Source organism: Vibrio sp. KUL78, assembly GCF_059725505.1.
In genome coordinates this window covers 846771-860223 of sequence record NZ_AP045838.1, presented here as the reverse complement: position 1 = coordinate 860223, position 13453 = coordinate 846771, and the positions used below count along the sequence as shown (strand labels likewise).

The window sequence follows — 13453 nt, the reverse complement described above, 5'->3', positions numbered from 1 at the left end:
AGTATCCAGCAACGCGTTATCGGCGTGGTGGACGTCCACGAGAGGAGCGTTTTTTAAATGCTGTGGCCGCTTTTGCCTGTGATTTAAGAATCGACTCAACAGTAAGTGCCATTGGCTCTTTCGGTTCAAGGCCGTGCGGGAAAGTACGTGCTCTTGGTGGAATGTTGTATTCTTCTGCGCTTGCTCTTGGCATGCGTTTAAAGCGATAGAGATAAAAGTTCTCTAACTTCTCTCTCGCCCATTCGGTTTTCTTTAGGTACTTCACGCTACTAGCAATCGATGGCTTAGTATTAAAGCAGTTGAAGCGCATGGCGGTATCGAGAATGTCCCAGCCGTAAAAGTCGACTAACTCTTGCAACATGGTTTCTAGTTTTAACCCATGCAGTGGGGTGTTCTGTTGCAGCTCGATTCTTTCTTCGTCAGTCATCATTTCAGGGTCTCACTCATTTTAGGGCGAAGTTAAACAAAGTATGTAGTGCATGTGCTTCTATAGCAATGTCACGTTAACTTTAAACGGTTAAACCGCTTTCACTTTTAATCGGTTCTTGTTGTCGCGATTGGCAATAACTTGTTGGTGGTCATCAATGGCTCCGATCGTCTTAGCCAAGCGGTCATATAGAACCACATTAACCGTCGCAGCAAGGTTCATACAGCCATTTGTCGGGACGTAAACAACGTGATGGGCTTTATCTACAAGTTCTTGTGGCAAGGAGCCATCCTCTGGGCCAAATACATAGATGGCTTTCTCTGGGTGTTCAAAGTGAGGCAGAGAGCTCGCACCTACAGCAAACTCAATACAAACAATTTTCACATCTTCGGCTAAATCAGCGGTGAGATCTTCCTTTTCTACCAAAGCAATTCGCTCATGAATGTTTTGGGTATCAGTTTGAAATCGAACGGCTCGGCTATAGCGTGTACCGTTATAGCGTACTTCACCCGCGTCGTAGCACCCAGCAGCTCGCATGACTGCGCCGACATTAGTTGGGCTTTTAGGGTTGTGCAGGCCGATAACGACTTTCGAGTTTGTTGTCATTGCTGTGGTACTACTTTATCGATCGGGGTTGTAGAGAATTTAGTGGGGCGGATTATGGCGTTATTGATCATAAAGTGCCAGTGCTAAAAATAACGGATTAGCAGGAAATCTATGTTAGAGCCGTTGCGCTGAAACCGATTTGGGGTGCAATGACTAAATGTCGCAGTCGATGACACACTATTTCAAAACCGCCCAACTTGGCACTTGTAACTGCCTGCTGATAGATAAATGCCTTAGATAAATGATCAATCCAATGGCAACTAAAGCACTTATATCAGACAGTGCGGGCGCAAAGTAAAGAACCGATGCATGGATAACACAACCAATTGCTACTGGTGTGGCATAAAGCTCTTTGTTGAGCAGCAAACTTGGTCTTTGTATAAGCACATCTCTTATGACGCCGCCGCCAACGCCTGTCATGATACCCATTAGAATGGGGGCTATGGGCAAACCAAAATCTAGACTCCATGCTTTATCAGTTGCTTGAATAGAGAACATTGCGAGAGCAATAGAGTCGATATAGAGGTTTGCCTTGTTAACGAGTCGCTTTTCTAAAAGTGGGACGAAGAAAAACCCCAATGTACTGCTGACAATGGCCACCCAGATAAAGTAAGTATGCTCAGCCCAAAACATTGGAACGTTGAGAATACAATCTCTTACTGTCCCTCCACCCACAGCGGTCACGATGCCTAATACTATGACGGTGAACAGATCGGCTTTCTTTTCCCTAGCGGCAAGTACGGCAGACAACGCGAAAGCGCTGATCCCTAAAATAGTAATTAAGTCGATCAAAAAGTCGGTATTAGCGTACATGGTATTCTCCAACGATATGCTGGCTCACAAGAGTCGTTAATTGAATAAAGAAAAAGCGGTGCTTTGGTGGAGCATGGCTTCAGGCGTGGTCGCGTCATCAGATGAAGAGCTGGCTATCTCTGTAACCAAGAAGAAAGCAACGACAGAGATGAGCAAAAACAAGAGGACTTTCATAGTGTCACCTTACGCAAGGACTTAGCCCCGAACCAGAGTGCTCCGGGGCTAGGGACGGAATACTAGTTAATTGACTGAACGATTGCTCGAGCCATAGATTCCTCTTGGTTTTCACCATCACCTGTCGCGAACCAAGCTACGACGGTATTGGTTGATGGAGAAATATAAAGACCTTGACCACCAACGCCCGCTTTATACATATCACCTTCAGAAGTGACCGCATCCCACTGGTAGCGGTTACTGATCTTGCCAGCGTCGTCAGCGAAGTTTTTAGTCAGTTTTTTGCCCAAGTAGCCATCAGGGTATTGGTCAATGTATTTGCGGTCGTGGATCTTCGCCATGATCTCATCGGAGACGATTTGCTCACCGGCAATCTGTTTAGCACTCGGAGTGAATGCCATGCCAAAGCGCGCAAGGTCTCTTAGCGTTGAGTTCACACCCATAAAGCCAAGCGTGTTGCCTGAAGGGCTAGCGATATAGTATGCATCGTGCTCGGTACCTAGCTTACTCCAAATACGCTCTGCGAATAGCTCAGAAAGCGGTTTGTCGGTGACATGCTCGACAATTCGATTGATCACAAACGTATTGATTGAGTTATATTCAAACTTTTGATGGCCAGGTGTTTTACGTTCCATTGAACTTAACACATCAATCCAAGACTCTTTGCGGTTACGAACATCTGGTGCCATGCCGATCATATCCGTAGCCGCCCAGCGGTACCAAATTTGGTCTGGGTTAGTGCGTGAGTCTGGCGTCGGTTCATCGTGCTCTGTACCATTGAGGCCCGATGCCATATCCAGTGACTCTTCAACTTTTACTGTATCCCAAACCGAGCCTTTCAGCTCAGGTAGATAGTGGCTGACGGGCTTTTGAGTATCGATTTTCCCTTCTTGTTCTAGCATCGCTAGTATGGTTGAACCCGTTACCTTAGAAACCGACATCCAAAGGTGCTTGTCTTCAGGACGCATGGTTTTGTATCGCTCGAAAACAATCTTTCCGTCTTTTATCACAACCATCGCATCAATGGGTTTGGTGTCGAAATGCTCATCAACTGAGATCTCTTTTTCAGAGCGATAGTTCATATATTTGACGTTGTTAATGTCAGCATTGATTGCATAAGGGAGTTCCGACACTTGTCCATCTCTTGGCACTTGTGACGTTGGGTAAAACTTTGACATGTTTACCCAAGCAAACTCGGTTTGTGCTGACGGGAACTGTATCTTTACCTTATTTTGCGGCTGATTAAAGAAACGGCTGATATTATTGATATCATCGACTGATATTGCGGTGCTCAAGTTTGTTTGTTCAGCCAACGTTGGGCCGTTAGGGTTTATTTGAGTCTCTGCTAGAGATGCTGCAGAAAATGAAAGCCCCAAGCTAAGCGCTATGGTGGTATAGAGTTTATTTGATTTGAATGTTTTCATGTTAATTTCCTAAAAAGTTTATTCGTCATGAACTTGAGTTCATTAGAAGATTAAAAGTAAGAGTTAATTCTCTGATTAGAATGTGTAATCGACGGCGAAAATCACTCGGTGATTGTCGCGGTCATCTGATGTTGAACGTTCATAGGTGGTGTAGTTGTACTCCAGGCCCAGAACGAGGTTTTCGCGCGCAGTCCATTTGATATTGGCTAATGCAAATTGTGTTTTAGTGAAAGTGTCACTTTGCCACTCGATTTCTTCCGCTTGCCAAACGCCATAGGCGAAAGTTGACTTCAAGGAATCGGTCCATGAATGACCTAAAGATGTCCACAGTGATTGAGATTCACGTAGGTGGAATTCCCCAGTGCTCGGCTCAAACAATGGACCTGTGTTATTCACACCTAGTACGTAGCGGTCATTGCCGTAACTGTTGTAGTAAGCAATTGAGAAGTGATCTTTAGGGTTAAACTTAATCCCACCCGAAACCTGATAGGCCCATCCGTTATCGCTAAACGATTCTCCCGCAAACTGTCCTTGGTCGACTTTGGTGGTGATGTGGTTCACCACTGCAGACGCTCTAACCCAATAGTCATCGGTGCTGTTTTGCACGCCAATGACGAAATCTGGGAATCTGGACGTGTTATCTAAACGCGTTTCCAAATCGTGACTGTCATCTATCTGAACGCGGTTTGAGCCACTCTCAAGTGCTAGGTCGTAGCGGAAATTCCCAAAGCTCTGCGACCAACGGATCATAGGTTGGCGGGTGAATACAACGCCGCTTAATGTCGGTTCAAGTACTGTGTCCGGAAGGCGGTTCATATCCATAAGCGTTGACCAGGTTTGCCCGATGAGCAGTGACCCATTGCCTATTTGCCAATCAACCAGCGCCTCGCGCATACGCAGTTCCATGTTCCCGTTGTTGGCACCATTGAAATCGAATGAAATGAATGAGCGGATCGACTCGTCTCCTTCGAGCTGAGTATTGGTACCGAAGTTAAGGCGAGTTAATGTGGTATCAATGTGTACGCTTGGGTCGTCATTACGACCATATAGGCCGTTCGGTGTGTTATTTACACCCATTCCAGATACATTACTGTCGGCAATTAACGCTCCAACGACTTTACCTGAGATGTCCACCTCTGTTCGGTCAAGAACGTCAAGCGCACTCGAGGCTGGCGAAACACTCAATGCGAGCGCGAGCGCAGAGGGGATAGAGAAGGTTTTGCGCGTTGAGTAATGTCTTTGATGTGTCGGTTTGCTATTCATCGAAATTCTGCTTTTTATCATCTAATGCACGTAGTGAACCCCGCACCTAATCAAGACTTAGGTGCGTAGGTTTTAAGGTTTACTTCTTGAAAAGAGGGACTTACTTATCTGATAGCTGTTTAGCAGCTTCGCGCAGGTATCCAGGGATCAGATCCGGCGTTAAGTAAACTGGTGATGTGGAGTAGGCAACGCCGACTACATCGCGCTCAGGATCGACATACAGGTTTTGGTAAAGGTTGCCGTGTTTGAACAGAGCACCATCTTCCCAAGCTGCATCCCATTGATGAGTGTTATAGATAGGCATATCTTTGCCGAATGATGCTTTAACCCAAGAGTGGTCAGTGAAATCACCGGCTAGGTAAGCTTCGTGGTTACCGCCTTTTTGCATTTTCTCAAGTACCTGCGGAGATACGACTTGCTCTTTAGATACCTTGTTCCAGCTTGGGGTAAACAGCAGGCCATATCGAGCCAAATCGTCCAGGCGGGTATTGATCAGGCCGTAAGAAATGGCGTGTCCTGCTGGCGATACGTTAATTTGCGCCGATGCGCGAGCACCAATCTTAGACCAAATACGTTCTTCAAAAACTTGCGTAAAGGGTTCTTGAGTGATGTTTTCGATAGCAACACCAAGTACCTTTGTGATTGTTGAACTATAACGCGCGACTTCGCCAGATGGTTCGCCTTCTAGAGGTACCACATCACGCAGTACTTTCATTTCGTCTTCAATCACACCTTTCGCATTTTTTACGTTAAAGTCCGCAGACAACATGCGTTGGAACACAGAGTTTGGATTGAGTGTATTCGCTGCATTTTCACTGATATCAAGACCGGAAGCCATGTTCATAGCATCGAGCATAATCACGCTATCCCATTCCGTGCCTTTTAGCTCAGGCACATACTCAGTTATAGGCCTGCTCATATCGACTTTACCTTCAACTTCTAGCATGGTAAGAATGGTACCAACAGAAGATTTGGCTACCGATGCCCAAAGGTGTGTATCGTATGGGTTCATTCCGGGGAAGGCTTCATAAACGACTTCACCACCTTTTAGGATCATGATTCCCTGTACACGCGTTTTTTCATCATGGATGTAGTCGTTCAATGAAACAGACTCTGTTCCATCACCCATAGTGAAGGTTAGATCGTTTAGGGACTTGTCTATATTGCGCTTAAGTACGCTCACTTCACCGTGAGGCATCGCCAGTTCAGCTGGCATGTACTTGGACATGTTAATGGCGTAATACAGCGCATGATCACCACCCATTTGCATGTGGAAATTGCCAAAACTAGCGTTTGCTTGGTCAATGAATTGTTTGCTGAATCCCTCTTTCACTTGTGTCACTGGGATCGTCGGTTTTGCACCCGGCTGAGCTAACGCCTTTTCGAGTGGTGATTCTGCGTGGGCAACACCTGCCATTAAAGTGGACGCGATTACGAATGCAGCATGTCGGATTTTGAACAACTTTTTCATGATAAGTACCTAGAGCTTTGAATTAATGTGCTTTTTAGTGCGAGTCTGGATGAACTAAAAATAGAATTTGTAGTTTGCCCAAACGACCGTCTCGTTGATGCTTTTATCGACAAAGCTATTTTTAATGGTCGTGTTGGTGTTGGTGACTTTAATTTGGCCCCAGCGTGTTCGGTCTTTGCTGAAAGGCGTAGACATGAGAAAGTTTGTATTGAGAACAGACATGTCTACATCACCAGATAAGTAGTTGTATTCTGGATACAAACCAAAGTAAGTACCGTCGTCACCAGCGGTATAGAAAACATAGAGAGCGGCAGAGCCACCAATAGCATTTTGGTCAGATAGGCTAGCGAAAGACTTTACTTCATCCGAAAATTTGCCACCAAGAACACCCGCACGAGGAAATATATTCAACCCTTTAACGCCAGAGTTAATAGCGAGTGTCACACCTGGTGATGCAGAGGTGAACAGTGCGTTATCTAGAACATCAAGTGATGCGGCGATCTTTGGAACGGCTGTGTTTTCTGTCGTAAATACATGAAAGTATTGAAATCTGCTGTCAGTATATTTGCCATCCTTATCCATCGCAGCTTCGAGGGTAAACATGCCTTGCTGACCGTTATCGAACTTCATATCACCGGAGATTGAACCTTTCACACCACCTTGATTATTCATACCTACGTAGGCGGATGTGTTGGTTTCAGTGAGGTCTGAAGGATCGGGCGTTTTGTCTGCCGCCAATACTGGAGCCGACGCTGCTAGCAACGATAGAACAAGGATTGATCTTGTATTTGTCATCTATGATTCTCTAAGTTTTAGATGTGAGAGATACAAAATCCTTTTGCGTAAATTACAGCAACTACGTTGGCGTAAAGACTCCTTCCGATGAGGGTATGTTAAGAGGTCTTCAAAGATCTATATAGGTCATTTTTGGACATTGAATAGGTCATTTTTGGACATTTGATGATGGCTTTGTCAGCGAAAAATGATGGAGTGCCTACAAGAAAGCGGCATTAGGTTTGAGCGATGGACAGGTAGAGTCGAATTGACAATAGATTGGGTGGTGAGTTAAAGCCGAGAATATGAATGGCATGTAGGGGTCACTCAGTTCTGGCTCTTCTTAATTGCGCTGGTGTTAAACCACACATGGCTTTGATGGCGCGGTTGTAGTTAGAAACATTATCGTATCCCATTCGATAGGCGATATTACTTACAGACTCGTCCGTGTCTAAAAGTAACTGTTTGCTTCGCTTAAGAATGGCGTGTTTTTTGATTTCCAAGAAAGAGGTGTCGTGATCTTTAAAGTAGCGATAGAGTGTTTTTGGTGTGACCCCAAATAAACTCGCGACCCAATCTGCGGTAAAGTGGGGTATATGGCAGTAACTCTCAGCTAAAAGTAGGATTTCGCTTATGTCTCGGGATTTCAATGCCCGGTTTGCCATAGGCTCTAGGTTTTCTACGTCAGTGAGCTCTAAGCTAAAATACGCTTGTTCGTAGCGAATTTCTGTATCAGATAACAGGATGTCTGCGTATATTCTGCCCTGATTCTTGTTACTCATTAGACTTAAGCTAGCTGGCTTCCAGTCATTTCCAAGCCAATGACGACAAATATGAAGTAATAGGGAAACCCGAAACCACTCATTAATATTTGAACCAGGAAAACTGGGTTTAAGTAAACCTCGGTGACACCAACTCCAAACACCAGACACCTTCTCAAGCCAGTAAGTGTTTTGACGGCTGAAGCGATGTTCATTACTCATAAGTGATTGAATAGTCTGCTTAAAGTCAAGACCATTATCAATAAGTCCCCATTTCCCTTCTATAACTTGCTGCGCTATGTTCTGTCCCACTATCAAGGGCATATCGTCCTCACATAGCGGAGCGATTCGGCTTAAAAAAAGCGCTAGCTCTTTCATTGGTAGCCACGACTCGTTGATCACATCGTCACTAGGCAAGCCACAGTCTGAAGCGATCTCTCTCCAGCGTATCCCCTTACTTTCTAAGTACGGTATATAGTAAAGGAGTGTTTCCGATGAAGTGAGTATTAGGGGAGAGTGCAGTTTTCGCATGTGCTCATTCTAATCACGGTCGTGTTCGAGTGAAGGAATTCTAACACGGTGTCCTACGACATAGTAGTTGAGTGGCTACCAAGAGCTCGACACCAGAGGAATCATTGATTTACATACGAGGTTTAAAATGACTAAAGAAAACGCTGTAGAAGATATACAATACCTGAGTTGCGACGTCGCAGCATAGAATGCTCATCCACAGAAAGCCCCAAAGAAGCCCTATATGTCCGATAAACAAGAATTCACCGCAGAATACACCCTCAACAAAGCGTTTTTCGCTGAGTGTTATGATCAAACCAGTACTCCAACTGAATTCCCTAAATCTTATTATAAAGCCGCGCTGTTTCTTCTCTTTGGCTCAGTTTTGGTTAAGTTTGAGTTACTGCCTAACGGCTATTTGGGTTGGTTCTTTATTGTTTTGAGTTTTGTCGAAGTACTAAGCGTTTATTTTAAAAGAGGTTGGTGGGTGTGGCGTCAGAACATTAGTTCGAGCGCTGGCAGTAAAGTAGAGCTCAACGTTGATGCCAAAGGCGTGACGTATAAAAGTGGCAAGGTCAATAACACCATTGCATGGGGTGATATCGACCAACTGCAACAAAGTGATTTGGGACTCATTATTCACATAGGTAAACAGCGCCAATACGTCAGCAAATCTTGCTTAAGTGATGAAATGCTTGCCTTTATGGTTGAACAACATACGTCGGTAGAGACAAAAAAATAACGACGCGCTTTCTATTGCTTTAGCGGTCAGTCAACATAGCGTGGTCGTGGATAATTACCAATGTTCCTTTATGTAGTTTCTCAACCATGTGTTTATGGGTTTGCTGTGGTTAGCGTCGGCGTATAGCGCTTGGCAGGAATACACTAGCCTGCTATCCAGGGTAGTTTTTAGACGTGCTAGTTTATACTGATGTCTATTTAATAGGTACAAACTCTCAGGTATCAGAGCATAACCTACCCCTGAACTGACCAGTGATAATTGTCGCTGGAGTGTTTGAGTTTCTATCGTTTTTCTTGAAAAGTTGAAACCTAGTGAGCGCGTTGTTCTGTCTGGGTTAAAGAATGTGATGTGACACTCAGACTCTAAGTCACTTGCATTGATCTCGTTTTTATTCGTCATAGGGTGCGCCTCATGACAAACTAAACACGCCGAAATGGAACTCATCCCTAGAACTTTTAGACCTTTTCCATATTCGTAAGTCATCACATTAAACCCAAAATCGACCTCTCCACTTTCTACCAACTCGGTAATAGCGTGAATACTTGGTTCCACGAAGGAAAATTGAGTGTTCGGAAACTGCCTCACTAGGCTAGATATCATTTTTTGTACTTGTGTTTCCTCAAAAATCTGGGGTAGGGCAATAGAAAATTCAGGTTCGATTCCCATACTCAGCCCATGACAAAAAGTCTGAAACTCCAAAAGGTTGTCGAGCGTCTGATGGCACTTGGTGAGTATCGCTTCCCCGTCTTCGGTCAGTTCAAGTCGCTTAGATGAGAAGTCTCTCTTGAATAGAATCAAACCTGTTTCGTCTTCTAACTGCTCGATATGTCGACTGATTGTCGATTGTGAGCAGTTGAGTTTTCTACTGGCGCGACTCATAGATCCCATTTCAACGACAGTGACAAAGGCATTCATTTGGTTATGAGAGATCATGGCTATCCGATTTATGCATAGTAATGAGTTAATAATAATCGATATTTGGTTGTTAATCTAATTGCATCAGTCAACAGACCTCACTAAAGGGCTACTATGAAACTTAAATTACTTGTTACTTTCATTGCCGCTGCAACGACGCTTCCAGTACTTGCTTCCGATAAAACGATTGGTGATAACCTGCCATATTTCAATGCTGATAGACCAGCTATACAAGAAAAAGCGCTTATCATCGACGCTACAGGCAAATCACCGGAGGAGATCGGGGTCATTATTGCAAAAAGCTCTATCGAGCGTGGTGAGGAACTGGCTTCTCTTGGAGACAACGCCGAGTTGTGGTTAGACATTGCTTCACAAGCGGTAAAAAACATAGAAAAGATTAATCCTGATCATCTGCGTATGCTTAAATCTCAAGCCAATTACAGAGGAATCACACTAGAAAGGTTGGTAGCGAGTACGATAGCTCCTGATTACATCATCGATTCAGCCGTTTCTGGTGATGAACTTTCTGACTACATCAGTTTACCAAACGGCTGCACGTCTCTCGCATTCAACAACGGCCTCGTAGGGCAAACATTAGACTGGCCATTAGATTCGATTAAGTCGGACACGACATTATTGAAGTCAGACACACAAATCGGGGAAATTGCTGATGGTACTTTGTATCAACAGATGGGTCGTAATGTTGGTGTCACGATTACTCACCTGGGACGTATGTCGATTCAATCTACGGCCGATTACAGCAATATCATCACTTTAGACGCACTGGCTTCAACGGCAGCACGAATGAACTCTGTCGAAGAAGTGATCGCATTGGCAAAGCAATACAAGTTAGTTGTGCCAATGAACATGACGGTTGCTGATAAAAATGGTGACTACGCAGCCATTAACGTTGCTGGTGAGGACACCGTCGTTCATAGAGGTAACGATAAAGGCGTTGCTTTTACAAATCACTCCGACTCTCTTCGTGCAAAGCTATTGCCTGAAGGGACTTCTGCACAGCAAGAGACAGAGGTCAACAAGAAGAATTTTTGGACGTTTGCTCGTAAAGATGCCGCGGAGAATTTCATTCGATACACGCCAGAGCTGACAGTGGAGTCGATGAAATATTTGTTTAACTCCAAGCCAGTCAATCTCTCTAAGTACAACGGAGATGAGTTTGTTACGACAAAAGCGTTTATTTGGGATCTAAATACAGGTTGCGCGGAATTTGCACCGGAAAACCCACTGTTCATGAAAGAAGATTATACCAAAGTGTGCTTTGACTAGCTCTGCATCTTACGGGCAGGAAGTTTTATCTCAGGGCAAAGGAGTGCTCTGTCTACCAAGAGCAAAATCATCCCAAAGCAAATTAATGACTCATCGATATCGAGACAAGAATTGATATGAAAGCCCATGTGACAAGAAAAAAGCTAAATAGATTAAAAAGTCTGTTAGAAAGTTTTTCCTTTCTTTTTGAGCAAGAACTGCTCTATGCCGCACTAAGAGGTACGATGCAACCATTATGCATAACGAAAGCGGATTTCGAGACGTTTGATGGTAAATGCTGCCATGTGCTCAATATGACGAACGAATGCATCAAGCGCTATAGAGGTGTAAACAACACATTAATAAACACAGCGTGTGAAACTATAATGCAAGATGTTTGGTTGTTGTCGACAAAAACCTAGAACAACCGTTTTTGTCGAGTCACCTTTTTTGATTCATGCAAATAAAACAGTCAATCCGTTGATAACTTCCTGATTCACTTCCATCCAATATGTAAAGTTCATACTAGTAGCTTTGATCTACGACTAATGTCTAACTGACTGAGACTATTTGTTTTTTTTCGTTTGATATAAGGTACTAGCAACTGAAGTTCAAAGGTCTCCAAAAGAAGAGCTAGCCAGAACCTCATGGCAAAAGTAAGTAGAAACTACTTGCTAAACCTTTGTGCAGTGAACCAATAACGTTTGTTGGAACAACACACCATAGAGTGTGAATGAAAGGAATCAAAATGAGCAGCACTTTAGAAGCCGTACACGCAGGAACAGAAAATCCTCAAGCCAACCAAGATGAACTCACTTATGAACAACAACATAAATCAAGTTCAGAGTTTTCTTCCCGAGAACAATATTTAGAGCATGAGTTACAAATCATGGCACCTAAACGCTGGCGCCCTAATTTTCCATTCAAGGATTATCGATTTGAGCTAGAAGATACCATTCCAGCTATGGCGGCTACGATTGGTAAAGTTGTTATGGTGGGGGCCATTGCTGCAACTTTTGCCGGGGCTTTAGGACTAAATGAGGGCTTTGTTTTAGAGAACGTGCGTTATGAATTACTCATCGCCTCTGTGTTCATTATTGTTTTCTCAGGCTTTCTACTACCGACCGCAAACCTTGCAGGTACACACGGACCTTTGATCCCTTTAATCCCAATCGTTGTTGCCGCTGGTGGACACCCAATGGCTTTTGGGCTGTTGATTGGTGCCTTTGGTTTATTACTCGCCATCAGTAAAGGTGGCAGTATGCTGGCAAACCTGACTAGTAAAGGGGTCTGTGGTGGGCTGTTGCTCTACCTTGGCTTTGTTGGAACCGCATCTCAAGTTAAAAAGTTATTCGCTTGGGCTGACGGAATCGGCATGAGCCACATTGCCTTTGTCGTGATCTTCTGCACCATTATTCTATACGCTCTATTGGAGCATTTTCGTAAGCGCTGGCTAGCGGTGCCTCTTAGTTGCTTGCTAGGTGGTACGTTAGCTTTTGCTATGGGTGCGCCGTTCTCTTTTCAAACCGAGCCAGGTTTACCCAATATGAACCCTATGTATTGGTGGGGAGAAGATACCGGTTGGATGCTAGGCTTACCGACGATAGAACACTTCATGGTGGTATTGCCGTTTGCTATTTTGGCTGTAGCTATGTGGTCGCCTGACTTTTTAGGCCATCAAGTGTTTCAAAAAATCAGTTATCCAGAACGTACCGAAAAAGTACACATGAACATCGACGACACCATGACGACGGCGTCAATTCGCCAAACATTCGGTTCACTGCTTGGTGGCACTAATTTCACTTCTTCGTGGGGCACTTATATCGTACCAGCGGCGATTGCTAAACGTCCGATTCCGGCGGGTGCTTTGTTGACGGCACTGTTTTGTATCATCGCTGCCGTTTGGGGTTACCCAATGGATTTAGCTATTTGGCAGCCCGTTCTTTGTGTGGCGCTCATTGTTGGGGTATTTGTTCCATTACTGGAAGCCGGAATGGAAATGACACGAGAAGGAAAAACCACACAGTCAGCAGCGATCGTTGTATTTTCATCAGTGCTAGTTAACCCAGCATTTGGCTGGTCTCTCACCATGCTATTGGATAATTTGGGCCTAGTCGGCTGTAAAGAACGCAGCGGTGAACTGAGCAAAATGAGCCGCTGGGTATTGCCTGGAATTATGTTTATTGTGCTGAGTACCGTGATGGCGTTGGTGGGTCTTCTACCTGGGATTCCGGCTATTATCCCGAGTTTTCGCTGACCTTTACGTTTTAGGAACTACCAGTTTTGTTATTGGCGATTACCTTGATG

13 protein-coding genes are annotated in these 13453 nt (G+C 44.4%); 4 read left to right on the top strand and 9 right to left on the bottom strand.

The window, feature by feature from the left end:
- Window positions 1–16: 16 nt before the first annotated feature.
- From AC6I8Y_RS20470 to AC6I8Y_RS20460, 3 genes are all read right to left on the bottom strand, one after another.
- Window positions 17–430, bottom strand: coding sequence for a VF530 family protein (locus AC6I8Y_RS20470; protein ID WP_498022923.1), 414 nt, complete (start codon window positions 428–430; stop codon window positions 17–19).
- Window positions 431–517: 87 nt separating this feature from the next.
- Window positions 518–1033 carry an RNA methyltransferase gene (locus tag AC6I8Y_RS20465; RefSeq protein ID WP_394149131.1) on the bottom strand — a complete coding sequence of 172 codons (516 nt, stop codon included), beginning with the start codon at window positions 1031–1033 and terminating at the stop codon, window positions 518–520.
- 177 nt (window positions 1034–1210) lie between these two features.
- The gene (locus AC6I8Y_RS20460) at window positions 1211–1846 is read right to left on the bottom strand and encodes a trimeric intracellular cation channel family protein (RefSeq protein ID WP_498022922.1); all 636 of its coding nucleotides are present in this window, start codon (window positions 1844–1846) and stop codon (window positions 1211–1213) included.
- 40 nt (window positions 1847–1886) lie between these two features.
- Here AC6I8Y_RS20460 and AC6I8Y_RS20455 point away from each other — a divergent pair, with 40 nt between their 5' ends.
- Window positions 1887–2045, top strand: a complete 159-nt coding sequence (locus AC6I8Y_RS20455) for a hypothetical protein (protein WP_498022921.1) — start codon at window positions 1887–1889, stop codon at window positions 2043–2045.
- Window positions 2046–2082: 37 nt separating this feature from the next.
- On the opposite strand, the gene AC6I8Y_RS20450 is transcribed toward AC6I8Y_RS20455, so the two are convergent.
- The 5 genes from AC6I8Y_RS20450 to AC6I8Y_RS20430 form a co-directional block, all read right to left on the bottom strand.
- Window positions 2083–3444, bottom strand: a complete 1362-nt coding sequence (locus tag AC6I8Y_RS20450; RefSeq protein ID WP_498022920.1) for a serine hydrolase domain-containing protein — start codon at window positions 3442–3444, stop codon at window positions 2083–2085.
- A gap of 75 nt (window positions 3445–3519) precedes the next feature.
- Complete coding sequence (locus AC6I8Y_RS20445; RefSeq protein ID WP_394149125.1) at window positions 3520–4707, bottom strand: DcaP family trimeric outer membrane transporter; 1188 nt, start codon at window positions 4705–4707, stop codon at window positions 3520–3522.
- Between the two features lie 100 nt (window positions 4708–4807).
- The gene (locus tag AC6I8Y_RS20440; protein ID WP_394149123.1) at window positions 4808–6178 is read right to left on the bottom strand and encodes a serine hydrolase domain-containing protein; all 1371 of its coding nucleotides are present in this window, start codon (window positions 6176–6178) and stop codon (window positions 4808–4810) included.
- Window positions 6179–6232: 54 nt separating this feature from the next.
- Window positions 6233–6973 carry a hypothetical protein gene (locus tag AC6I8Y_RS20435; protein WP_394149122.1) on the bottom strand — a complete coding sequence of 247 codons (741 nt, stop codon included), beginning with the start codon at window positions 6971–6973 and terminating at the stop codon, window positions 6233–6235.
- A 302-nt stretch (window positions 6974–7275) separates the two neighbouring features.
- A complete protein-coding gene (locus AC6I8Y_RS20430) occupies window positions 7276–8244 on the bottom strand; it encodes a helix-turn-helix domain-containing protein (protein ID WP_394149120.1) in 969 nt (322 codons plus the stop codon).
- Window positions 8245–8467: 223 nt separating this feature from the next.
- Here AC6I8Y_RS20430 and AC6I8Y_RS20425 point away from each other — a divergent pair, with 223 nt between their 5' ends.
- The gene (locus AC6I8Y_RS20425) at window positions 8468–8965 is read left to right on the top strand and encodes a YcxB family protein (protein ID WP_394149118.1); all 498 of its coding nucleotides are present in this window, start codon (window positions 8468–8470) and stop codon (window positions 8963–8965) included.
- A 54-nt stretch (window positions 8966–9019) separates the two neighbouring features.
- Here the strand turns inward: AC6I8Y_RS20425 and AC6I8Y_RS20420 are convergent, their stop codons facing one another.
- Window positions 9020–9898 (bottom strand): LysR family transcriptional regulator, encoded by an 879-nt coding sequence (locus AC6I8Y_RS20420; protein ID WP_498022919.1) that lies wholly within the window; start codon window positions 9896–9898, stop codon window positions 9020–9022.
- A gap of 96 nt (window positions 9899–9994) precedes the next feature.
- On the opposite strand from AC6I8Y_RS20420, the gene AC6I8Y_RS20415 reads away from it, so the two are divergent.
- Window positions 9995–11167 carry a C45 family peptidase gene (locus AC6I8Y_RS20415; protein ID WP_498022918.1) on the top strand — a complete coding sequence of 391 codons (1173 nt, stop codon included), beginning with the start codon at window positions 9995–9997 and terminating at the stop codon, window positions 11165–11167.
- Between the two features lie 727 nt (window positions 11168–11894).
- Window positions 11895–13403 carry a DUF3360 domain-containing protein gene (locus tag AC6I8Y_RS20410; protein WP_498022917.1) on the top strand — a complete coding sequence of 503 codons (1509 nt, stop codon included), beginning with the start codon at window positions 11895–11897 and terminating at the stop codon, window positions 13401–13403.
- The last annotated feature ends 50 nt before the right edge of the window (window positions 13404–13453 follow it).

Bases quoted from the DNA above. Each gene is read 5' to 3' on its own strand.
- AC6I8Y_RS20425 (WP_394149118.1), top strand. From the start codon at position 8,468: ATGTCCGATAAACAAGAATTCACCGCAGAATACACCCTCAACAAAGCG.
- AC6I8Y_RS20430 (WP_394149120.1), bottom strand. From the start codon at position 8,244: ATGCGAAAACTGCACTCTCCCCTAATACTCACTTCATCGGAAACACTC.
- AC6I8Y_RS20410 (WP_498022917.1), top strand. From the start codon at position 11,895: ATGAGCAGCACTTTAGAAGCCGTACACGCAGGAACAGAAAATCCTCAA.
- AC6I8Y_RS20470 (WP_498022923.1), bottom strand. From the start codon at position 430: ATGATGACTGACGAAGAAAGAATCGAGCTGCAACAGAACACCCCACTG.
- AC6I8Y_RS20450 (WP_498022920.1), bottom strand. From the start codon at position 3,444: ATGAAAACATTCAAATCAAATAAACTCTATACCACCATAGCGCTTAGC.
- AC6I8Y_RS20460 (WP_498022922.1), bottom strand. From the start codon at position 1,846: ATGTACGCTAATACCGACTTTTTGATCGACTTAATTACTATTTTAGGG.
- AC6I8Y_RS20440 (WP_394149123.1), bottom strand. From the start codon at position 6,178: ATGAAAAAGTTGTTCAAAATCCGACATGCTGCATTCGTAATCGCGTCC.
- AC6I8Y_RS20435 (WP_394149122.1), bottom strand. From the start codon at position 6,973: ATGACAAATACAAGATCAATCCTTGTTCTATCGTTGCTAGCAGCGTCG.
- AC6I8Y_RS20445 (WP_394149125.1), bottom strand. From the start codon at position 4,707: ATGAATAGCAAACCGACACATCAAAGACATTACTCAACGCGCAAAACC.
- AC6I8Y_RS20420 (WP_498022919.1), bottom strand. From the start codon at position 9,898: ATGATCTCTCATAACCAAATGAATGCCTTTGTCACTGTCGTTGAAATG.
- AC6I8Y_RS20415 (WP_498022918.1), top strand. From the start codon at position 9,995: ATGAAACTTAAATTACTTGTTACTTTCATTGCCGCTGCAACGACGCTT.
- AC6I8Y_RS20465 (WP_394149131.1), bottom strand. From the start codon at position 1,033: ATGACAACAAACTCGAAAGTCGTTATCGGCCTGCACAACCCTAAAAGC.